At 63.3% G+C, this 21,493-nt stretch carries 18 protein-coding genes and 1 pseudogene; 1 reads left to right on the plus strand and 18 read right to left on the minus strand.

Annotation, left to right across the window (positions count from 1 at the left end):
* Positions 1-9 precede the first annotated feature (9 nt).
* From tssL to KS03_RS02345, 16 genes and pseudogenes are all read right to left on the minus strand, one after another.
* Positions 10-1,326, minus strand: coding sequence for a type VI secretion system protein TssL, long form (gene tssL, locus KS03_RS02270; protein WP_012733032.1), 1,317 nt, complete (start codon positions 1,324-1,326; stop codon positions 10-12).
* Complete coding sequence (tssK, locus tag KS03_RS02275) at positions 1,323-2,672, minus strand: type VI secretion system baseplate subunit TssK (RefSeq protein WP_012733031.1); 1,350 nt, start codon at positions 2,670-2,672, stop codon at positions 1,323-1,325. Before tssK ends, tssL begins: the two co-directional genes overlap by 4 nt.
* Positions 2,669-3,223: a type VI secretion system lipoprotein TssJ gene (gene tssJ / locus KS03_RS02280; RefSeq protein WP_012733030.1), complete on the minus strand. Its 555-nt coding sequence runs from the start codon at positions 3,221-3,223 to the stop codon at positions 2,669-2,671. The genes tssK and tssJ overlap by 4 nt, the downstream gene beginning before the upstream one ends.
* A gap of 148 nt (positions 3,224-3,371) precedes the next feature.
* Positions 3,372-3,854 carry an Hcp family type VI secretion system effector gene (locus tag KS03_RS02285; protein WP_012733029.1) on the minus strand — a complete coding sequence of 161 codons (483 nt, stop codon included), beginning with the start codon at positions 3,852-3,854 and terminating at the stop codon, positions 3,372-3,374.
* 131 nt (positions 3,855-3,985) lie between these two features.
* Complete coding sequence (tssC, locus tag KS03_RS02290) at positions 3,986-5,488, minus strand: type VI secretion system contractile sheath large subunit (RefSeq protein WP_012733028.1); 1,503 nt, start codon at positions 5,486-5,488, stop codon at positions 3,986-3,988.
* A gap of 77 nt (positions 5,489-5,565) precedes the next feature.
* Positions 5,566-6,099, minus strand: coding sequence for a type VI secretion system contractile sheath small subunit (tssB, locus tag KS03_RS02295; protein ID WP_012733027.1), 534 nt, complete (start codon positions 6,097-6,099; stop codon positions 5,566-5,568).
* Positions 6,100-6,305: 206 nt separating this feature from the next.
* On the minus strand, positions 6,306-8,015 hold the full coding sequence (locus KS03_RS02300) for an OmpA family protein (RefSeq protein ID WP_012733026.1): 1,710 nt from the start codon (positions 8,013-8,015) through the stop codon (positions 6,306-6,308).
* Complete coding sequence (locus tag KS03_RS02305) at positions 8,012-8,770, minus strand: DotU family type IV/VI secretion system protein (RefSeq protein WP_012733025.1); 759 nt, start codon at positions 8,768-8,770, stop codon at positions 8,012-8,014. Before KS03_RS02305 ends, KS03_RS02300 begins: the two co-directional genes overlap by 4 nt.
* An 18-nt stretch (positions 8,771-8,788) precedes the next feature.
* The gene (locus tag KS03_RS02310) at positions 8,789-9,325 is read right to left on the minus strand and encodes a fimbrial protein (protein ID WP_012733024.1); all 537 of its coding nucleotides are present in this window, start codon (positions 9,323-9,325) and stop codon (positions 8,789-8,791) included.
* A gap of 100 nt (positions 9,326-9,425) precedes the next feature.
* Entirely contained in the window at positions 9,426-12,242 is a 2,817-nt protein-coding gene (locus KS03_RS02315) for a fimbria/pilus outer membrane usher protein (protein ID WP_012733023.1), read from the minus strand.
* Positions 12,243-12,310: 68 nt separating this feature from the next.
* Positions 12,311-13,090 carry a fimbria/pilus periplasmic chaperone gene (locus tag KS03_RS02320; protein WP_012733022.1) on the minus strand — a complete coding sequence of 260 codons (780 nt, stop codon included), beginning with the start codon at positions 13,088-13,090 and terminating at the stop codon, positions 12,311-12,313.
* 95 nt (positions 13,091-13,185) lie between these two features.
* Entirely contained in the window at positions 13,186-13,734 is a 549-nt protein-coding gene (locus KS03_RS02325; RefSeq protein ID WP_012733021.1) for a fimbrial protein, read from the minus strand.
* A gap of 356 nt (positions 13,735-14,090) precedes the next feature.
* A pseudogene (locus tag KS03_RS32570) lies at positions 14,091-14,436 on the minus strand (IS5/IS1182 family transposase); the annotation flags it as partial.
* Between the two features lie 398 nt (positions 14,437-14,834).
* Positions 14,835-16,559 (minus strand): ubiquinone-dependent pyruvate dehydrogenase, encoded by a 1,725-nt coding sequence (poxB, locus tag KS03_RS02335; RefSeq protein WP_012733020.1) that lies wholly within the window; start codon positions 16,557-16,559, stop codon positions 14,835-14,837.
* Complete coding sequence (gene lldD / locus KS03_RS02340; protein ID WP_017423258.1) at positions 16,556-17,719, minus strand: FMN-dependent L-lactate dehydrogenase LldD; 1,164 nt, start codon at positions 17,717-17,719, stop codon at positions 16,556-16,558. The genes poxB and lldD overlap by 4 nt, the downstream gene beginning before the upstream one ends.
* Positions 17,716-18,453: an FCD domain-containing protein gene (locus KS03_RS02345; protein WP_257739415.1), complete on the minus strand. Its 738-nt coding sequence runs from the start codon at positions 18,451-18,453 to the stop codon at positions 17,716-17,718. Before KS03_RS02345 ends, lldD begins: the two co-directional genes overlap by 4 nt.
* Positions 18,454-18,552: 99 nt before the next feature.
* Between KS03_RS02345 and KS03_RS29400 the strand changes: the two genes are divergently transcribed.
* Positions 18,553-19,370, plus strand: a protein-coding gene (locus KS03_RS29400) for an IS5-like element ISBugl2 family transposase (RefSeq protein WP_088499494.1) whose coding sequence is annotated in 2 segments (ribosomal slippage) — positions 18,553-18,901 and positions 18,901-19,370 — 819 coding nt in all. Because the reading frame shifts where the segments join, the coding sequence is not laid out codon by codon here.
* A 524-nt stretch (positions 19,371-19,894) separates the two neighbouring features.
* Here the strand turns inward: KS03_RS29400 and KS03_RS02350 are convergent.
* Positions 19,895-20,644: a class I SAM-dependent methyltransferase gene (locus KS03_RS02350; RefSeq protein WP_012733017.1), complete on the minus strand. Its 750-nt coding sequence runs from the start codon at positions 20,642-20,644 to the stop codon at positions 19,895-19,897.
* A gap of 142 nt (positions 20,645-20,786) precedes the next feature.
* The gene (locus KS03_RS02355) at positions 20,787-21,308 is read right to left on the minus strand and encodes a GNAT family N-acetyltransferase (protein ID WP_012733016.1); all 522 of its coding nucleotides are present in this window, start codon (positions 21,306-21,308) and stop codon (positions 20,787-20,789) included.
* Between the last annotated feature and the right edge of the window lie 185 nt (positions 21,309-21,493).

The raw sequence follows: 21,493 nt of genomic DNA on the forward strand, positions 1-21,493 counted from the left end.
ACCTCTCCGTCATTGCACCACGAGGACTTCCACGCGCCGGTTGCGCGAGCGCCCCTGCGGCGTGGCATTGTCGGCCACCGGCTGCGCGTCGCCCTTGCCGATCGACACAATCCGCTCGGAGGGCGTGCCATGCGCCTTCAGCACGTCGGCGACGAACGCCGCACGCTTCTGGGACAGGACCAGATTGTCGGGAAACTCGCGGGTATGGATCGGCTGGCTGTCGGTATAGCCGGTCACGATCACACGCCCGCCCACCCGGGCGACCTCGCGCGCCACCTTTGCCAGAACCGGCTCCAGCTCGGGTCGGACGCGGCTCTTGCCGGTGACGAACATGGTGTCGCCCCGGAACACCACCTTGCTGTGCCGCGCGTCCTCGTCGACCGTCAACTCGCCACGCGCGATTTCATCCTTGAGCAGCACCGACAGCCGTAGCGGCAGATGCGCCGGCGCTGCATGTGCGGCCGGCGCGGGCGAGCGGCCGATCGCGAGGATCCGCGCCTCCAGCGGATTGCGGACCGTTAACAAGTGATAGGTGTACCAGCCGAAGCGACCAAACACGACGAGCGCAGCGACGCTCGCCGTGGCCCACACGGGGACGCTGCGCAACAATTTCAACTGGTCATACGCCTCGCCGCGCCAATGTGGCGAGAATTCCAAGCGCATCGTGTCGCGCGCGCCGCTCACGAGGGTGAGCAGCCGCTGGCGTATCTCCTCGAGATGGCGGCTGCCATCCTCGGCGACGCTATAGCGCCCCTCGAAGCCGAGGCCGAGAATCCGGTACATCACCTCGAGCACGTCGACGTACTCCTGCGGGTCTGTCGCCATCCGACCGATCAGCAGGAAGAATTTCTCGCCGCCGTCGACCTCGCCCTCGAAACGGATCAACAGGCTGCGCGCGGCCCAGATGCCGCCGCCGCCCCACTGGGTGCGATTGGCCGCCTCGTCGAGTCCGGTGCACAGTGCGTAGCGCACCGCAGCGACGTGCTTCCATGGCAAATTCGCCTTGTCGCAGACCTTCTGAAACGCGGCGACCTCGCGCACCAGCAGCGCGCGCAGGCTTTCGACGGCCGCCGACGATTCGAGCGAGGCCGGCATGTCGCCGAGCATGCGCAGCAACGAGCGCGCCGCCTCGAGCAAGGGATTGCGCGCAGCTTGTACGCGCGCGAGGCGCGTGGCCGCGTCCTCGGGTGGCTCGAACGCGACGCTGTCCATGGCCGCAGGGGGCGGCCCGAAAGCGCCCCCCGACGCGCCCGCGCCGGACACGGTCTCGCCCTGCCCCGGCTCCGCGAGGAAACTGAAGGCCTCGTCATGAGCATGCGTGCTCATTTCTGGCGCACGCCCCATAGTTCAAGCTTGAGCTCAGGGAAATGCCCGGCGATATGCATCGCGAGACCACCTTGCCGAGCGATCTGATCCCAGAACGGCCCGGTACGGGACAGCTCGAAATAAATGAAATTCGAATTGAAGGGAATCTGCCGTGGCGGCACCGGCAGCGGCACCATCGTCAATCCCGGCAGATGCGAGCGGACCAGTTCGGGCAGGCGTTGCGGATGGCTGATCTTGGTCTGCGCGAGGAACTGCTGCTGCAGCACATCCGGTGATAGCTGGGCGCTGACTGCGAGCACCAGACTGGAATAGCCGGCCAGTTCGTTCGGCAGCACGGCGACGGTACGAATGCCGTGCGGCTGCTCGCTGATCGGGATCGGTTGAGCGCTGCGGATCAACACCTGGTTGAGCAGATGGTGCACCTCGTCGACCAGCGGCTTGATGCTGCGATACAACTGCGCGTGGTCATAGCCCGGCGCCGTGAGCGGACGCCGCGTCTGCGGTCGCACGAAGGTCGACAGCTCGCCCGCCAGCATCGCCAGCTCGCGGTATAACACCACCGGTGGGATTTCCTCGATTTGACAGATGTGCTCGAGCAGCGGCTCGTAACGATTCAGCACCTGCAGCAGCAAATAGTCGGCCACCTCGGCGGCCGCGCCGGGCCGGCCGTCAGTGCCGGACAGGCGCGCGGCCAGCGCGTCGGCGCGCAGCTTGGCGAGGCCATGCAGTTGCATCGTCCATTCGCGCAGCAACGGATTGGCGCCGTAGCCGGAAACGGGCGGAATGTGATCGGTCACGTGTAGCGACGCCGCGCCGTCAGCGTGCAGTGCCTTCACGCGCGTGAGTGCGATGCCGATCCACGACTGCGTGAGTTCCTTCTCGGGCAGCAGCCGCAGCCGCAGGTTCGCGAGCTGGACGAGCTTCGGCCCCTGACCGATGGCGTTGCTGTCGCGCAGTTCGGTGTCGTAGGCAACGTAGCGTGCGAGCGAGCCGCTCTGCTCGGCGAACGTCACTTCCTCGGTGTTCGGCAAGCGCAGCGGCACGGCCAGGTAGATCAGTTGGTCCTGATGCGCGGGCTCGATCGTGAGCGGCGGCGGCGGCGGCGTGTGGCTCGGCACGTCGAACGGCGTGCCATCCGGAAACACGCCGCTGCCGCCCTTGAACACGAGCTTGCCGAACGACAAGGACTCCTGGTCGATCTCGTACTGGCCGAAACCCCAGAAAAACGGACTCAGCGCAACGCTTCTGCGATGCGCGAGATATTCGAAATATCGTTCTTGCTGTTGGAACAACTGCGGACGCAAGAACAATCCTTCGCTCCAGACCACCTTGTTATACCAACTCATCGCGACTGATCCGATTGGTAAATGGAAACCGCGCGCCGGCCGAGGCGGACAGTCAGGTTCTGACGTTGGACCGGAATCGTGATTCGATACCATGCGGCGTCGGGGCGGGGCGGTAGCCGATAGATGCCGCGCCAAACCGATTTTCCGAGCTCGCGGTAGCCTGCCAGCACGCCGATCGCGGTGGCGGCACGATGGGACTCCCGCTCGATGTCGCGCTCCTCGCCGGGACGAAGGATGAATTCGTCGATGGCGAGCACGTCGTCGCCAATGGCCTTGCGGTCGTGATCCTGCAACGTAAAAAAATCGGCATTCGAGAAGGCCGCCGCCGATTTCAGCTCGTAGATCCGCACCAGCACCGGAGACGCGACGCCCCACTCGTTCGGGTTGACACCTTCGCTCGCGACCACGCGCAACCGAAGCTTCACCGGCTCCTTCACCGCCGTAGCCGGCGCCCCGCCGCACGCTCCGAGCCCCAGGGCGGCCACGCCGATTGCAAGCCAGCCCATGATGCCCAGCATCGCCGCGCACCGAAAAAGTGGATTTGAAGCCATCGATTGGAATCAGGAAACGCATATCCGTCGTTCCGAACGAATCGGCCAGGATGTCGACCTGCCGCATCGGCGTCCTGGCCCACGATCACGTCGTGTCGCGCAGGCCTCGCCACGCGACACGTATCGGACACGAGCCTGCCTAGGACACTCAGGCGCTGTTCTTCTTGATGTCGAAGGTGGCCGTGATCGCCCCGCCGCTGCCGCCTTGCGCATTCTGCACGACGTACTCCTGCTTCATGCGCGAGAACGAAAGCGACACCACTTCACGCGGTCGCGATTCGCTTTCGCTCACGCCAGACGGGTGCACCGAAGTGACCAGCACGTCGTTCATGGTCAGCTTGAGGTATTCGAGCGGGTTGCCGCCTGCCTTGCGCACGACGAGCCTGGCCTCGTCGATGTGCTTGCCCGTCAGGCAGTACTGCGTGAGGTTCGGCGTCGAACGGTCGATGAAGTGCTCGAAGGTGAGGTCGTCAACGGTCGCCCGACCCGCACCGCCTCCGGAACCGACGTGCATGTTCGACTGCTGCGAGACATTCCACGACCAGCTAAGAACGTCGATTTCATTCTTGTGGCTGGCGTCCTCCGACTCACCATCGATCCCGTTGAGTTTGAGAAAGATGTCTTGTGCCATGAAGATGCTCCTTGGTGCGTGATTGAATGGAAGGTTCGAAACCGCCAGGCATATTTAACGAGCGCCGGCACCGCTCGCTCGCGGTGCAACCGCAGCCCGCCGGGCCACCGGCCCGTTGGGCCGCCGAGCCGTCAGGCCGCTTGCTTCACTAGCGGCAGCTTGGCGACGAGACGCAGCGACACCGTCAGGCCCTCGAGCTGGAAATGCGGGCGCAGGAAAAACTTCGCCTGGTAGTAGCCGGGATTGCCCTCGACATCCTCGACTACCACCTCGGCGGCCGCGAGAGGCCGCCGGGCCTTGGTCTCCTGCGATGAATTCGCCGGATCCGCGTCGACGTAGTTCATCACCCACTCATTGAGCCATTGCTGCATCTCGTCGCGCTCCTTGAACGAGCCGATCTTGTCGCGCACGATGCATTTCAGGTAATGTGCGAAGCGCGAGCACGCGAACAAATAAGGCAGGCGCGCCGAGAGATTGGCGTTCGCGGTGGCGTCCGGGTCGTAGTATTCGACCGGCTTCTGCAGCGACTGCGCGCCGATGAATGCCGCGTAATCGGTGTTCTTGCGATGAATCAGCGGTATGAAGCCGTTTTTCGCCAGCTCCGCCTCGCGGCGATCGGAAATCGCGATTTCGGTCGGGCACTTCATGTCGACCCCACCATCGTCGGTCGGGAACGTGTGGCAGGGCAGATTCTCCACTACCCCGCCACTCTCCACGCCGCGAATCAGGGTGCACCAGCCGTAGTGCTTGAACGAGCGATTGATGTTCACTGCCATCGCATAGGCCGCGTTCGACCATACGTACTTGCGATGATCGGCACCGTCGGTCGCTTCCTCGAAGTCGAACTCGTCGACCGGATTCGTTTTGATGCCGTATGGCAAGCGCGACAAGAAGCGCGGCATCGCGAGCCCGATGTAGCGCGAGTCCTCCGAGTTGCGCAGCGAATTCCACGGCGCGTATTCGAGGTTCTGGGTAAATATCTTGGTCAGGTCGCGCGGATTCGCGAGTTCCTGCCAGGTGTCCATCTGGAGCACCGACGGTGCGGCACCGGCGATAAACGGCGCGTGCGCGGCAGCGGCAACCTTGGCGATCGAGGCCAGCAAATCGACATCGGGCGGCGTGTGGTCGAAGTAGTAATCGGCGATCAGGCAGCCGTATGGCTCACCGCCGAGCTGGCCGTACTCCTCCTCGTAGATTTGCTTGAAGAACGGGCTCTGATCCCAGGCCACGCCCTTGTAGCGCTTCATCACGCGCCGCAGGTCGTCCTTCGAGACGTCCATGAAGCGGATCTTGAGTCGCTCGTCGGTCTCGGTGTTGGTGACCAGATAATGCAGGCCACGCCACGCACTCTCGAGCTTCTGGAAATCGTCGTGATGCAGCACCAGATTGATCTGCTCGGAGAGTTTTCGATCGATCTCGCCGATGATCGCCTCGATGTTCTTGTAAGCATCGTCGGCGAGCACTGTCGAGGTGAGCAGCGCCTGTTGCGCGAGCGTCTGCACGGCGCTCTGCACGGCCTCTCGGGCCCGCTCGGTTTTCGGCTTGAATTCGCGCGACAGCAGCGCGTTAAAATCGGACTGGCTGACGACGCTCGGCGCCGCCCCCACGTGAGCCTTCGATTGACGTTCGACCATTATTTCTCCCGTTTTTTTTCAAATCTCGCGGCCAAGCAAAAACAGACGACGCATGCGTGGCGTCCATCGATGGACGCTCACTCACCGGCCGTTGCGTCGTCGGAGGATGCGGACCGCGGCTTGGGCGCCTTGGCGAGTGCTTCGAGCAAGGCGGGATCACGCAATACTTTGCTGACGAGACTTTCGGCCCCGGCCTTGCCGTCCATGTAGGTTTGCAGGTTGGCGAGCTGTGTGCGTGCGTCGAGCAGTTGCGCGAGCGCGTCGACCTTCCTCGCCACGGCAGCGGGCGAGAAATCGTCCATGCTCTCGAAGGTCATGTCGACCATCAACTCTCCCTGATTCGTCAGCGTGTTCGGCACCGAGAACGCGACGCGCGGCTTCATCGCCTTCATGCGTTCGTCGAAATTGTCGATGTCGATATTGAAGAACTTGCGTTCGGCTACGGCCGGCAACGCCTCGATCGGTTTGCCTGACAGATCGGCCAGCACGCCCATCACGAACGGCAACTCGACCTTCTTTTCCGAGCCGTAGATTTCCACGTCGTATTCGATCTGCACGCGCGGCGCGCGATTACGCGCAATGAATTTCTGAGAATTGTTGGAAACGGACATGCTTGCTCCGGCGAGATTCACACGATGAAAAGGGCGGACCACGTTGTTGCGACCGGCCCGAAGAAATCGGCTTCACGGCAGATGGTAGATGGCGAGTTCGGAGCGGAACATGGGCCATCGCCCAAAGTACGTGCCGGACGTGCAATCACGAGGCAGCACTGGGCGCGCCGGTGGCGTGGAGGTTGCGAGCGGCGGCCGGCGCGCGCTCACGAGTGCGCGCCCGGGTCCGGGATGAACAGAATTTCCACGCGGCGGTTCATCGCCCGCCCCTGAGGGGTCAGGTTATCGGCGATCGGGCGCGTGTCGCCGTAAGCCTGTATCGCGAAGCGGGTGACCGGCAGTGCCCCGACGCGCACGAACCAGTCGCGGATCGCAAGGGCGCGCGCCTGCGAGAGCTTCAGGTTCGCTTCCGGCGAGCCGACGTCGTCGGTGTGACCCGCGATCAGCACGCGCTGGTCCCGATTGGCGAGGATCCGTCCGAGCACGTTGCGCAGTTTCGGGATCGCGTCGCGCTTGAGCGTCGCTCGGCCGCTGTCGAATAGCGACAGCTGATCCAGCGTCACGCCGCTCGCGGGCCGCCAAGACGCGATCGCGCGCCTCACGGCTTCGTGCAGCGGCGCACCACGATAGAGCCCCCAGCCGAGGCCGGTCGGTACGCCCTGGTTCGCATAGCGCTCCAACTCGGCAAAGCGCGCGCGAAGCGCGCCGACGGCTGCACGCTTGGCCGCGATGTCGAGCGCCGGCGTATCCCGGTAGGCGTCGAGCGCGTGCGAGACACGCCTGACCAACAGACTGTTCTGCCAGGCCGACACGCAGATGGACAGGGCCAGTGTGACGGCGACGGCCGAAAGCGCAGCCTGCATCGGGCGCGGCGACGCGAAGCGCTCGTGCCGGGCGAATTCGACGTTGCACCAGACGCCGCGCCGCGGCACGACGCCGGTGCCGTATGCCTCCCGCGGCGCGGCAGCGATTCCGGGCAACGGCAGCGGGTCGGGCCGAGGCGCGCCGATCGGCACGTGAAGGCCCGTTCGGCGCGTCAGCCACTGCGTCCACACACCCGCATGCCCCGACCGGGGCTCCGGTCCGACATCGGCCAACAGCATCCCCTGCAAGGAAAGCGGTGCGGCGTTGGCCAGCGAAATCACGAGCGACAGCAACGCGGCATGTTCCAGCCAGTCGAACACGGCATGTCCGAGCGCCGCACGCGCCACGCCGGCCTGCCGCGCAGCAGCGAGCCAGGCCTGGTCAAGCTGATGGCGGAGCATCAACCGTTGCCGACCGGCGCCCTCGCCGCCGTGCCCAGCCAATGCGGCGTCGAGGTAACCGAACCATACCGGCTCGCCGCCGGCAGCGCGCGCGTCGCCGTCATGGCCGAGGCTGGCGTACACGGCGACGTGGCACGGCAGCGAGCAAGCACGATAGCGCGTGCTCTCGTCGAGCGCGCGCCGCCAACGGCCAAACTCCTGGCGCAGCACGGCCTCGTCGGCATCGGCGTCGGCCACGATCGGCAACAGCACCGCGTCGGGCAGCCGTTGATACGATTCGCGCACCGAGTCGATTACTCCGGCCAGCGCGTCGGGCGTGGCGACGAGCAGCCAGATCACATCGTCGCCGCGACGCGAACCGGATACGCGTGCGAACGCCAGCGGCGCATGCGGTCCCACCACCAGCATCACGGCTGGCCACTCGGCCGCGCTGGCCGACCGCACCAAGGCGGGTGCGAGCGTCGGCGACCCATCGGTGCAACCGCGCTCGTAGGCCGACAGTGCGATGGCCACGGCGGCCGTCCCCAGCACCAGGCCGAACACGGCCAGCCACGACGGCTGACCGTCGAGCGGCAGCCACAGCCACGTGAGGCCGGCCGCGAGAATCGCGAGCCAGATGAGCGGTACGCGATAGCGTTGTGCGAACCTCATTGCGCGTCTCCCTGCGGCGGAATCGCGACGGGCAGAACCTCGCTGCTTGCCAAGCGGCCAGCGACCTCGCCAAGTCGTGCGTCGAAGAAGATCCATAGCGCGACGGCGAGCACCGCCGGCACGATCACGCCGATCACGAATCCCGGCAGGATTGACAGACCGCCTCGAGGGGGCGGAGGCGGCGTCGGCGAGATTCGCAGCGGCGGTGGCTCGGCCGGCTCCACCGGCCCGGATCGCGCCAGCGTCAATTGACGAGACGGCAACATCGCAGCGTGCCTGGCAGGACGCGCAGCGCCGTCGAGCATCGTCCACAGACGCCGCGCGACATCGTCCCGATCGCGGCGGCCGCCCTCGAAGCCGAGCGTCAACACGATGCCATACCACTCCAGCGCCAAGCGGTTTTGCCGCTCGCCACGCAGCAGCGCGTCGATCCGCGCCCAGACTCGCGCGGCGCCGTCGGTCACCTCATGGAGGCTCGCCTGCAGCGGCTCGCGCAGCCATTCGTCGCGTTGTCCGGCCGGCAAGGCGCGCAAGCTCAGTTCGTCGAGCAGCACGCACTGCGCGAGACTCGCCTCCTCGGCGGCGGACGCCGGGTAGCCGGCATCGAGCATCGCCTGTCGCAACGCTTCGGCGAGCGCCAGACAGCGCGCTCGCCAGACGTGTGCAGGCGGCAGCATCGCGCCGCTCGACAGCAACGCGGCGTGCAGGGCGGTGTCACGCATCAGCGTGATCAGCGAATCGGCTTCGTCTGACATGGGATTCCGGGAGGTTGATCACGGCACTTCGATGACGTAGGTCACATAGGCGCTCACCCTGCCAGCAGTGGTCGGGGCCGTCGCGAAGTAGCTCGCGACGAATTGGACCGGAATCGGATTGGTGGACGTGACGGGCACCACCTTCATCGAGGACCGATCGCCTACCTTTATCTGCGTGCCGTCCGGATTCGACAGCCTGATCTGCACGTTGCCTGCCGTGGTCTGGTCAGTCGTCGGCTTCAGATTGCCGGTCGACCGATCGACCGTAGTCGCGTCACCCTCGAAATACACGCGCACGCTCGACACGCCGCTGTCGCAACGCAGCAACAACGTGAACATTGTCGAGCCTGCCTCGGCGCCCACCGTCGCGAGCGATTGTGTCGATACCTTCGGCATGGTCACTTCCATGTCGCTCGCGCCCTCCACGCGGCAGGTATTTCCGAGGTAACGGCCAGTGAAGTTCAGCAACACCGCCATGGGCGCATCCGCTGCCAGCGCCGGCGGTATCCCGAACGCCAGACCAAGCACCAGCATCCAGCCGACGACCTGCCTCATTTCGGCTCCTCTCCTGTCGATACTCGACCCAACGGCGCGGTGCCGCGCGCCTTCGGGCGGCTTGCCGCGGATGCGGCATCCGCGCCTCGTGCGTCGCACATCATTGCGAAACTCCCGTCGTCGTTACCGACCGCGTCTCGGATCTCGAAGGCGAGGCCCAGACCAGCGACGGGTCGCAGCTCAGCTTGATGCGCGCGACGATGGCGTGACTGCCACCCTTCGAATCCCCCACCACCTTGTCGTCATCGGGCATCGCGTACCGCGTCACGCACTGCTCGTCGTCGCGCCGGCCCCAGCGCACGCGCAACTCGCCACGCCCTTCGAGGCCGCGCAGGTACGCCAGGCCTCCCTGACCGACGATGCCAACCGACTTGCCGCTGTGGTCGAACAACTCGGTGCCCATCGGCATCGCCTTGCCCTGTTCATCCTCGACGTCGGCAAAGATCGGCCGGCCCAGTTTGGTCGCAATCTTCACCTTCACGAGCGACTCGGCGCGCGGCACCACCTCCGCGCTCGTGTTCGCAAGTTCGACCTCGAGCGGCACGTCGCGCGAATCGAGCGCCACGGTGTTGACGCGATACGGCATTAGCGAGGTCACCACCGCATAGCCGTTACCGTCGATCCGGGCGCCGAGGCCATTGACGAGCCGGCCGCCCTTCGCCCCCTTCGCCTCGACGAGCGCGAACGCCTGCCCGAGCGGCGGACTCAGTGTGATGCCGCCGCTGTGCATCACCACCGCGCCGTCCACGGTCAGCGCAGCCTGACGCGTCTGGTTGCCGAACGATGCGTTGACGTTGTAAGTGCCGAATGGAGCGCGATAGGTTGCATTGCCGCCGATTCCGACGATACGGTCGCCGTCGTTGACGACGCGGGACGCGTCGATGCCGTAACTAAGCGATTGCGCCGCATCGGACGAGTTGCCGGAGGCCGCCAGTTGCATCGTGTTGTTGCCGCCCGAGCTGCGCGTCAGACTCGATGTCAGATAGTCGAACGGGCGATGTCGCGTCGAGTCGGCGCGGCCGAGGGGGATCGTGAGGTTCAGACCGACCTGCGTGCTGATACGGGCGTCCTCCAGACGCGAGCGCTGCGCATAGAGCGAATAGCCGATGTTTCGAAACGTGCTGGAAAAGCCGACCTGATAGTCGAGGTCGTACCCGTGATTCCCACCCCAGTAATTCTGCGAGCTGCCCGAGATGTATAACGAACTGACGCTGCCGAGCGGCTGGTTGATGTTCACCTGTACCCGGCTGCGCGCACGATAGCCGTAGAGCCGCTCGCCGCCGCTCATTTGGTGGCGCGCGTCGATTGCGTCGCGCAAGCTGTAGAAGCGCGAGCTGGAATAGCGATAGGCGGCGATCGACAAATTGGTGCGCGCGCCCGGCACCACCTTGCTGTAGCTGATTCGGGTGCTATAGCCGGTGCCGCCGTCAAGGCGGCCCGGCAGTTCCACGCGGGCCATCGTCAGATCAAGCGCGAAGGCACCGATGCGCGTATTGAACGCGATCCCGAGGAGGCCCGACCGATAGCCTTCCGAGAATTGCGCGCCCGCATAGGCAGTAATCAGGTTCGAGAGCCCGCGCTGGAAGACGGCCTGCGCCACCCATGGGTGGATGTCGAGCACCTGGTCGCGATACATGCCGGTGGCGATGCTGAAGCGCGAAATGCCGGGCCGCAGCAGTTGCGGCACCGAGGCGAATGGAACCCGGAAGCTGCGCTGACGGCCGTCAGATTCCATAATCGTCACTTCCAGATCCCCACCGTAGCCGGTGGCGGGCAGATCGGACAACGCGAACGGCCCCGGCGGCACGCTCGTCTCCGTCAGAATCGTGCGATTTTGTCTCACCGTGACGCGCGCGTTCGTCTCGGCAACGCCGCGAACCACCGGCGCATAGAAACGAACCGAATCCGGCAGCATGCGATCGTCGCTCGCGATCTGGATGCCGCGCAGGTCGAAGGAATCGAATACATCCCCGCTGGTCGAGCTGTCACCGATCGTCAGCTGGCTCTTGAGCGCCGTCAGATCGTGCTGGGCGAATAGCGCCACGCTCTGCCAGTGCGAGCCGGCCCCGCGGTTCTGCCAATTCGCATTGGACCATTGGCGTAGCCGCCAACCCTTGACGTTGAGCCCCGTTCGCAGGCCGAGATAGACGCTGCTCAGGTCGCTACCCGTGCCGCTCTGATGGCTCGTGTAGCTGGCGACGTTGTATTGCACGAAGCCGGCGTCAATGCCGCTGTCCCAGCGCGACGGATCGACATAACCGGACGCCTGGTTCAGCATGTCGACCTGCGGCACCGTCAGGTCGAGCTTCAGATCGGCGGTATTGAAAAGCGCCGTTCCGCCCGGCAACGCTTTCGAGAATGGGATGCACATCGATGCCGCAGCAGACGTGTCAAGCCCTTTCCGGCCGGCGGCCTCGAGCCGTTCGATCAGGCGATCCGTATTCACGCCCATCCGATCGAAATCGGACAGTGTGAAGCACGGCGCGGCGACGTCTGAATTCGGCACTGCCTGGAACAGCACTTCGTAGCGGCCGCGCGAATTGCCGTTGACCGACAAGTCGACGGGATACGAGCCGGGTGCAACCGGATTGCCATGCGTGAACCGCGACAGATCGGTGACGTCGCCGGTGAAGAACTTCGGGTTGAACTGCACGGCTTGCGCGACCTGGCCCGGCTTGTCGGCAGTGGCAGCGTACTTGATGGCCGCCGGCGGTTCGATGCCACGCGCCGCTCGCGCCCCCGGTGATGAGGTTTCGCCCGCCGACTCCGGCGCCCCCGGCGACCGGAACGCCGCGCTCGCCGCGCAGTCGCCGGATCCGGAGCCGTCTGACGAGCAGCCAGCGGCGATCGCATCGGGATGCCATACACAGCAGCCGAACGCGAGCACCGCGGCACGCGCGAGCGGGGAGCGGCACAACGCCTCTTCGCGCCGCCGGGAGTCGGTCCGCCGCAGATGAATTCGCCTACCGGACATGGGGGAGCCCATCAATGGCTATTATTGGCTTTTGCCTGCGGCGCGCCGTCGAACTGCGTTGACGCCTCCTCGGCCGCGCCATAGTCACTCAAGACCGAATAGGTGAGCGTCCCCGGCACATCGGGTTCGATCTTGCCTGCCACCGGCACCAGATCGACATGCCCGAACGGCGGCGCCATCTCCGGCTGCAGCACCAAGGTGCGCGCGCCGGCGGTCAACACGGCCCGCCCGATCGAAATGTAATAGGGAGAAGGATTGTCGAGACGAATCCGCCACTGGCCCTTGTCGTTCGCCACCTCGCTCCACTTGAGCTGCTTGATCTGTACCGTCGGTGTTTCGGTCAACGAAGCCGGCCGATAAAACATCTTGATGCGGGTACGGAACGCGAGCTGGATCATGCTGCGCTGATCCGCATCGGGCGGCACCGGAGGAATCTCAAGCACATTCAGCCAGTAGACGACCTCGCGGTCCGTCGGCATCTCGCCACCCGTGAACATGATGCGCATCGCCTGCCCGCGATGTGGTTCGACTCGGAATATCGATGGCAGCAACACGAACGGCACCTTGATCTCGTTGGGCGCGGCGGACGCGTCTCCGGTGTCCAGCCACGCCTGCACCAATACGGGATGATCGTCGACGTTGTCCAGCCGTACACTGACTTGGCGCTCCTGAGCGGGATACACCACACGCGTGCCGACGATCGTGATAGCAGCCTGAGCAGCCTGCGCGGCGAGCGCGCAAACCACACCCATGGCCACCGCAGTAAGAAGACGATAGAGCGTCGAATTCATGGAAATCCGCTCCGACGGATTGCGTGATCGAAGTTACCTCATGGGGTACATGAGCCCATCGAAGCGCGATTCCCGGCTCCGTTGCGGTGCAAAGATTACTGGTAGGCGATCGTGTACTTGACTACGGCCTGCACGATGCCAGCCGTCGTTGCGCCCGTCGCGTAATACTGGCCACCGTAGTCCAGCCTGGCGCCACGCTCATCGCCGGTACCTGAGACGGCGACATACTTACCCGCATCGCCGAGCTTGACGGCCGTGGTGCCGTCGCCGTCGACGAGTTGCACGGTCACGTTCTTTGCCGCCCCCGCCGCATCAGCAACGTTTCTTGCGTTCCCGGTCGCCGCATCGATATTGAATGTTTCGAAGTGGGCGGCAATATTCGTAACATCGGCTGCGCACTTCTCCACGCGAATCTGGAACATGCGTGAACCAGCGATGGCCCCCGCCGTAGACAGAGACGATGTAGAAACCTTCGGCAGCTGTACCGTTTGATCGACGTCACCGCCATTGATCGAACAGGTGTTCGCGGTCAACTCACCATTGAACGTGATCCTGCCGGTACCCGGCGCCGTTTGTCCGTACGTCGATGACAAGACAAACAGGCCAGCCAATGCAATAGTTATTTTCTTATATTTTGATTTCATCTTTCTATCTCTCCAATTTGCAACAAAAGTTCGAACTCAGTGATGAGTTTTAGCACCAGGAAATTCGATAAGCCCTTGAAATTCCGACCATGATGGCGTCATCGAAAGACGCCGCGAATGGGCATCGGCCCAAAAAAAGCATCAATCCCGCCACGGTTTTGATGAGGCTCCAACTCTTGAGGGAACGGCGTGCTGAACAAGGCGAACCGGTTCTCACCGGAAGCGCGTGAGCGCCGTGCGCATCGTGCAGAGCAAGGAGGCGGGTATCTGCCGCCCTGGGCGACGGCCGACCATCGCTTAGGTGGACGCCTCCCCGGTAGCAAGCGGTCTTGCCGTGGTGTAAGCGGCCGGTTCGCGCCCTGCTCGACCCGCCTGAACACGTTCCAACAGACGGGCAAGCCGCGACGGGCGAGCAGCCAGGTTTCTGGAATGCTTCGTGAGGGTAGGCACGTCGCTCGGCGATCACGGGTTGGGTATCGCGCTCGCGCGACGCGCCACGGTATCGGGTGGCATCGTAGCCGCAGTCGCCGTGGACGAAGCCGCACTTCTGAAGCCGAAGGCGGGGGAGATCGCGAAGGGGGGAGTTGCATCAAGGATGCGGCAGCGACGCGTGACGCCGTTGGCATTTGCGCCAGTCAGGATCGCGACGACGGGAACGCCGTTGGCGTATACCGGGATGGGGCGCCTGGCACCGGGCCGCGCGCTCGGCGGGCTCGGGCCAGGCAGCATCACTTTCCGTGAGGGCCAGGCCGGCCTGGCCTGAGGGAGCTAAGGCGGGGCAGCATTGCTGCCGGAGACGCACGGTGTGGAAGGCCACATCCGGCGATTTCCACCACGGAGGCCCGCATGGAGCACGACGGCACGGCGTACCTCGGGTTGGATGTTCACCGAGCGTCGATCACGATCGATCGGCGCCCGCATTGCGTCGTCGATGATGGCGCTTCCATCCTTGGGCACCCGTTGTTCTGGTGCCCAAGGTTGACGGCTCGCTGAGGAAGTCAGCAGCCCCTCTTGAAGTTTTTGAAATGGCCGCTAAACCAACCTGCCTCCTCGAGGCTCGGGGCAGCTCACGCCTTTCCCGGCTCACCCGGCATGCATCCTCAGTCTCTGATATTCGTGTGCGCGATATCGAGGACTTCATCGCCGCGCCCGTTGAGGATCGCTTTAAGCATATAAAGACTGAACCCTTTAGCCTGTTCGGCCTGGACTTTCGGCGGTATCACCAGTTCCTCCTTCGCCGTCACGACATCAAGAAGGACGGGACCACGGTGAGTGAACGTTTGCTTGATCGCTTCGGGCAATTCGATCGAATTCTCGACCCGGATACCTTTGATGCCGACAACATTGGCTAGCGCGGCAAAGTCCGGATTGAGAAGGTCCACACCGGTGTCGAGATAGCCGGCGGCCTTCATCTCCATGGCCACGAACCCGAGCACCCCGTTGTTGAAGACGATGATCTTCACCGGCAGGTCGAGTTGCTTGATCGTAAGCAGGTCTCCCATCATCATCGAGAAACCGCCGTCGCCGGACAACGAGACGACCTCTCGGCCCGGGGCCGCTACCTGCGCACCGATTGCTTGCAACATCGCATTGGCCATTGATCCGTGATTAAACGAACCGAGCAAACGGCGGCGGCCGTTCATGGCCAAATAGCGCGCCGCCCAAACCGTGGGAGTGCCGACATCTGCGGTAAAAATCGCATCGTCGGCCGCTTGGTCGCTGATAAGGCGTGCGAGATATTGCGGGTGTATAGGCCGGCCCGACGCACTGGGCTGCGCGAGCTCGTCCAACTCGGCGCGGGCTTTCGCGTAGTGCGAGCGCGCTGCGTGGAGGAAGCCTGGATCGCGCTCACCATGCAGCAGGGGAAGCAAGGCCGCGATTGTCTCTCCGACATCAGCCGCGATCGCGAGAGAAAGCTGGGCGCGTCGTCCGAGTGCAGACGGGTCGCAATCGACTTGAATGATCTTGGCCGACTTCGGATAAAAGTGGCGGTAAGGAAAGTCGGTGCCTAGCATCAACAGCGTGCTGCAGCCCAGCATGGCCTGATAGCCGGAAGAAAAGCCGATCAGGCCGGTCATGCCGACGTCATATGGATTGTCCCATTCCACATGCTCCTTGCCACGCAATGCATGGACGATCGGTGCACCGAGTTTGCCGGCGAGCGTCACCAAGGCGTCGTGTGTGCCAGCACAACCACTGCCGGCGAGAATCGTCACGCGCTGGGAGCGGTTGAGCATGGCGGCCAGTTCCTGGAGCTGCGCATCCGTGGGGCGCGCCTTCGGCACAACGACCGGCGCGTATTCGCTACACGCGCCCGCCGGAGCGCTCTGAAGCGCGATATCACCCGAGATGACGATAACCGCAACGCCGCGACGCCCAACGGCTGTCCGCATCGCCCGATGAAGGACCTCGGGCATCTGCGCCGGATTGGACACGACTTCCACAAAGTGACTGCATTCGCGAAACAGCTCTTGTGGATGCGTTTCCTGAAAATATCCGAGCCCGACCTCCGACGACGGAATATGAGCCGCGATGGCCAGCACAGGAACGTGATTGCGATGGCAGTCGAATAAGCCGTTAATCAAATGAAGATTGCCTGGTCCGCAACTGCCGGCGCATACGGCCAGTTTGCCGGTAATCGCCGCTTCCGCGCCGGCTGCAAAGGCAGCCGTTTCTTCGTGTCGCACCGACATCCACGCAATGCGACCGAGCCGTCGCATGCTGTCGTTCAGACCGTTCAGGCTGTCGCCGGTCACACCCCAAATACGTTGAACGCCTGCGTTGGCAAGTGTGCGCGTCAACAGATCTGCATTGGTCATCGTCATGCTGCAAGCTCCATGGTTTCGAGTCCGGGAGACACCAGGTTAGAGCGGCTTATGTCGGCAATCGAGCGCGCGCCGGTCAGGGTCATTGCAACCCGCATTTCGTTGCGGATCAGATCGAGAAGATGAGCGACACCGCGCTCTCCGGCGCTGGCAAGCGCGTATATATAGGCCCGTCCGAGCAGAACAGTGTCGGCGCCCAGCGCCAACATGCGCACCACGTCGAGGCCGGAGCGGACTCCGGAATCGACCAGGACGGTGATTTCCTTTTTGACCGCATCGGCTATGGTGGGCAGGGCCCTAGCCGTCGATAGCACGCCATCGAGCTGGCGGCCGCCGTGATTTGAAACGACGATGCCGTCCGCACCAAACTTCACCGCATCCCGCGCATCGAGCGGATCGAGAATGCCTTTCAGGATCATCGATCCCTTCCAGAAGTCTCTGATCCACTGAAGATCGCGCCAGCCAATGGTGGGATCGAAATTCGCACCCAGCCAACCGACATAGTCATCAAGCTTGCTTCGACGCTTCAGATACGCCGAGACGTTTCCAAGATCGTGAGGCATTCCCAGCAGTCCGACTGCCGTGGCCCAGTGCGGATGAAAGACCGACTGCCAATAGCGGCGGATCGCGGCGTGAGGGCCTGACATGCCGGAATGCTTGTCTCGGTATCGTGCGCCGGGGACAGGCATGTCGACGGTGAATACAAGGGTACGTATTCCGACTGCCCAAGCTCGCTCAAGCACGTTTTTCATGAAGCCGCGATCCTTGAGCACGTATAGCTGGAACCAGATCGGTCGTGCCACCTGCGACTGCACCTCCTCGATCGAGCAAACGCCAACGGTGGACAGCGTGAAGGGCACGCCCTTGGCGGAGGCTGCCCGTGCCGCTTGCACCTCACCGCGGCGTGCATACATTCCGGTAAGACCGACCGGCCCGAGCGCCACGGGCAGAGCCAGTTGTTGGCCGAAGATCCGCGTGGAGAGATCGACATCGCCAACCTCCTTGAGCACTCTCTGGCGCAAGGCAAGCGCCCGCAGGTCCTCCGAGTTGCGCCGCAGCGTGTCTTCGGCATAGGCGCCGCCATCGATATAGTCGAATAGAAACCGGGGCAAGCGACGCCGGGCTGCCTCGCGATAATCGAGTGTGGAAGAAATAATCACGCCCGCTCTCCTTGCTCTTTGGAAATGTGTCGAAAAGCTCGCGAAGCGCGACGCTCACGTGCCGAAATATCATCGATGAGCCGCAGACGGCTTTCTACATAGCTCAGATGCGCGGCGGCGGCACGACGGGCCTCGTCCACGCGGCCGCCCAAAATGGACTCGAAGATCTGCTGATGTTGGCCGTCGAGAAGCTCGATGATTCCGGGAAGGCCGTAGAGCTTGCGCAGGCTTTCGGAGATGCTGACCTCCAGCAGCCCCAGCAAGCCGGACATGACCTGATGGAGTACGACGTTGTGTGAGGCCCGGGCGATCGACATATGAAATGCCGCGTCCGCTTTGGCGTGGATCACCGGGTCGCCGCTCGGAGCATTGGCCGCGGCGCGATAGGCGGCTGTCAGCAGCATTTTGTCGTCGGCGTTGGCGCGCAGCGCGGCGAAGAAAGCAGCCTCGCCTTCAAGCGACCTGCGGATCTCCATCACGTCCGCCCAATAACCCGTCTCGCTTCGAGCAAGCGGCGCGATGGGAAGCAAAGCCGCGCGCAAGGGCTCGGCGGCGTCCGGCGCCGCCACGAAAGTCCCTTGACCGTGGCGGCTGACAAGGCGGCCGCGGCTGATCAATTGGTGAATGGCTTCTCGCAGGCTTGAACGGGACACGCCCAGGTCTGCGGCAAGATCGCGTTCGGCTGGTACGCGGTCGCCGGGTTTGAGGTGCCGGCTGTCGATCAACATCTCTATCTTTTCCGCTAAGAGGCCAGTTCAAAAACTCCCGAGAGGGGCTGTTTACTTCCTCGGCAAGCTGTTAACCTTGGGCATCAGAACAACGGAAGTCCAAGGATGGAAGCGCCAATCATTGACGACGAACTGTGGATACTGATCGAACCATTGCTGCCACCTGCGAAGCTTCGAGCGAAGAACGATCCTGGTCGCCCGCGCGTGTCCGACCGTGCGGCTCTCAACGGCATCCTGTTCGTGTTCAAAACGGGAATTCGTTGGAACCACTTGCCGACTCGTCTGGGCTTTGGCTCGGGCGCCACATGCTGGCGGCGATTGAGCGACTGGCAAAAGGCTGGTGTATGGGACCAACTGCACGAGTTGCTACTCGACAAGTTGCGTGCGGCCGGCCAAATCGATCTGTCATACGCTGCGGTCGATTCGTCGTCCGTGCGCGCCGTTGGGGCGGGCGAAAAACTGGCCCGAACCCCACCGATCGCGCGCGACCCGGTTCCAAGCACCACGTCCTCGTAGACGCCAACGGCGTTCCTCTCGTTGCGATCCTGACTGGCGCGAACACCAACGACGTCACGCAGTTGCTGCCGCTCGTTGATGCGATTCCACCCATTCGCGGCGTTCGTGGCCGACCGCTTCAGAAGCCCGGCGTCGTCTACGCCGATCGCGGCTACGATTCCACCCGACATCGTCGCGCGTTGCGCGAACGCGGTATCAAGCCCGTGATCGCCAAGCGCCGGACCGAGCATGGCAGTGGTCTGGGCAAGTATCGTTGGGTGGTCGAACGTACGCATTCCTGGCTCCACAATTTCCGGCGCCTACGCACTCGCTTCGAGCGAAGTGCCTACATTCACGAAGCATTCCTCAAACTTGGCTGCTCGATCATCTGTTGGAACATCTTCAGACGAGCTGAGCAGGGTTTTTGAACTGGCCTCTAAGGATGACGCCAAGGATTTCTCCATTCTCAGTTCGAAAGTGGTCGTACCAATTTTCTAATATTTATATAAATTCCCCGAAGCGGCCTATGTTAAACAATTTCTTGATATTGAGTGGTACGACCACCTGCCATTTAATTTGATTTTCATCAAGCTCGGCGTACTCGAAAAATCTATTTCTGACCTGAACTCGCCATGAATGGACGACGCACAAGAAAGCCGTCGTGCGCCACGCTGCCGAGCCGTCTGCGGCGAATAGCCACGGCAGCCCGCAGCGAGACCAGCCGGTTTGAACTCGGCTCAGTGGACTGATTGACTTACCAGGCGATTGCACCTCAACGCACGCGTGGCTTGAAACCGGGCTGAACTCGCAAAAATTCCCTGGCGACCGATATTGTCGGCTTGAATATCAGTTAAATATTTTATTTTTAAAATAAATCCGAATCTTTTCGCATGTAGTGTCGATGGCCGACGCTGTTTTGACGAACGAATCTAGACTCCGCATTCAGGCCGCGTCATGCCCGGCATATTGCGATAATTTCCCTGCTGGTCGTCGCTTGGAATGGTGCGCCGTCCCAATCGCCGAACCATTCGACCGCGCGGAAGCCGGCCGTTGCGATGGCATCAGCGAGGTCCTCCCGCGACGAGAAGCGCAATCGGCTCTTATTGATGAGATGCGTGCTGTCGCGCTCGAAAACGTAATGCGTCTCGAACGCCACGAGCGGTTCCGTCACGGCTAGGCACCGGTCGAAGACGGCTACCGGGCCGTGCTGTTCCGACTCAACCGAGCGCGCCGAAAGCGCAGGCGTCCACGATTCCCATGGGCGAACGGCCGGATTCCTGCTTTCGAACATGAAGCGCCCGCCGGTCGCCAGCATTGCGCGGACCGTTCGCAACATGTCCGCCATCTCATCGTCGCCCAACACACACTGAAAAGCGTGGCCTGTCATGGTCACCACGTCGAAAGGGGGCACGCGGGGCACGCGACGGGCCTCACCCACGATCCATTGAACCGCCTCTGCATTGGGACGCCGCCTTGCGTAGCCGACCATTCTCTCTGAGGGATCGCACGCGACGACTCGATGACCGACCGAAGCCAAGCGAACGGCGAAGGCGCCCGTACCGCATCCCAGATCGAGGACGCGCCTATGCTGAGGTCCGATACGCTCCGCGTAGAACCGGTGGTCCCAGTCTCCTGAATTCAGCAGGTCGTACAGGTCAACGAGTCGGGCATCGGCATACAGGGCATTCTCGAGATCGGACATCGACGGTCCTCGTGCGGGAGATTTTGTCGGCAATCGGTGCGCCATTGCAGAACAGCCGCCGTCCGATGGTGGACGAGCTGGCGGACCGGCCCGACCGACCGCTGCTGACCGATCGACGGCGCCCGATTTGTATCCGCGCTGTTCACCGCGCCGCCTGGTCGGGGATTCGATATATGACGGCTCGGTACTTTGGCGTCTCTTTGCGATCCACGACGACCCCGCCGAGAGACTCCGCGATGCGCCGGCTCGGGTGATTTTGCTCGGCGACCGGGTAGGTGAAGCTTTCCACACCGAGCACCGTGCTAGCCCATCGCGCCACCGCGCTCACGGCCTCGCGGCCGAAACCTTGCGCGTGACTGTCCTCCCGAACCCAGATACCCAATACCGCCCTGGCATGCTGCACGTCGTGAAGGCCGGCCAATCCAATGAAGCCGCCGTCTCGTCGACGGATCACGAACGTGTAGTCGGTTCCTTCGGCGATCGTCGAGATCCATCCCTGCCAGATTTGATCAAATTCGGATCGGTCGGCAGGGGGCTCCCACGACATGAAACGTGTAAGCGAATGGGTAATGCAGCCAAACGCGTCCCGAGCGTCTCCAGCGCTAAACGGTCGGATCGAGAGCCGCTGTGACTCGATATGGATCGTCTCGGCGCGTAGCGGCATGCTGGTCCTCGATGGTGTGCAGATATATGCAGGATCGCCCGCGCCACTGTATCACGGTGAGGCGTCAAATCCGGCCGATTCGTGACGGCCAAGCAGGCCGCTCTTCGCACCAGGCTCAACCACGGGCGGCAGGGGCGATCGGCTCCCACCGCTCGTCGTCAACAACCGGCGCCTCCACCTCTGGT

Origin of the sequence: Burkholderia glumae LMG 2196 = ATCC 33617, from assembly GCF_000960995.1 — a bacterium.
In the GTDB taxonomy this organism is placed as follows: Bacteria; Pseudomonadota; Gammaproteobacteria; order Burkholderiales; family Burkholderiaceae; genus Burkholderia; species Burkholderia glumae.

What these genes read in the sequence shown, in the direction of transcription:
- tssL (WP_012733032.1), bottom strand. Translation starts at nt 1,326, where the DNA reads ATGAGCACGCATGCTCATGACGAGGCCTTCAGTTTCCTCGCGGAGCCG.
- tssK (WP_012733031.1), bottom strand. Translation starts at nt 2,672, where the DNA reads ATGAGTTGGTATAACAAGGTGGTCTGGAGCGAAGGATTGTTCTTGCGT.
- tssJ (WP_012733030.1), bottom strand. Translation starts at nt 3,223, where the DNA reads ATGGCTTCAAATCCACTTTTTCGGTGCGCGGCGATGCTGGGCATCATG.
- KS03_RS02285 (WP_012733029.1), bottom strand. Translation starts at nt 3,854, where the DNA reads ATGGCACAAGACATCTTTCTCAAACTCAACGGGATCGATGGTGAGTCG.
- tssC (WP_012733028.1), bottom strand. Translation starts at nt 5,488, where the DNA reads ATGGTCGAACGTCAATCGAAGGCTCACGTGGGGGCGGCGCCGAGCGTC.
- tssB (WP_012733027.1), bottom strand. Translation starts at nt 6,099, where the DNA reads ATGTCCGTTTCCAACAATTCTCAGAAATTCATTGCGCGTAATCGCGCG.
- KS03_RS02300 (WP_012733026.1), bottom strand. Translation starts at nt 8,015, where the DNA reads ATGAGGTTCGCACAACGCTATCGCGTACCGCTCATCTGGCTCGCGATT.
- KS03_RS02305 (WP_012733025.1), bottom strand. Translation starts at nt 8,770, where the DNA reads ATGTCAGACGAAGCCGATTCGCTGATCACGCTGATGCGTGACACCGCC.
- KS03_RS02310 (WP_012733024.1), bottom strand. Translation starts at nt 9,325, where the DNA reads ATGAGGCAGGTCGTCGGCTGGATGCTGGTGCTTGGTCTGGCGTTCGGG.
- KS03_RS02320 (WP_012733022.1), bottom strand. Translation starts at nt 13,090, where the DNA reads ATGAATTCGACGCTCTATCGTCTTCTTACTGCGGTGGCCATGGGTGTG.
- KS03_RS02325 (WP_012733021.1), bottom strand. Translation starts at nt 13,734, where the DNA reads ATGAAATCAAAATATAAGAAAATAACTATTGCATTGGCTGGCCTGTTT.
- poxB (WP_012733020.1), bottom strand. Translation starts at nt 16,559, where the DNA reads ATGACGATGACCAATGCAGATCTGTTGACGCGCACACTTGCCAACGCA.
- KS03_RS02350 (WP_012733017.1), bottom strand. Translation starts at nt 20,644, where the DNA reads ATGTCCGATCTCGAGAATGCCCTGTATGCCGATGCCCGACTCGTTGAC.
- KS03_RS02355 (WP_012733016.1), bottom strand. Translation starts at nt 21,308, where the DNA reads ATGCCGCTACGCGCCGAGACGATCCATATCGAGTCACAGCGGCTCTCG.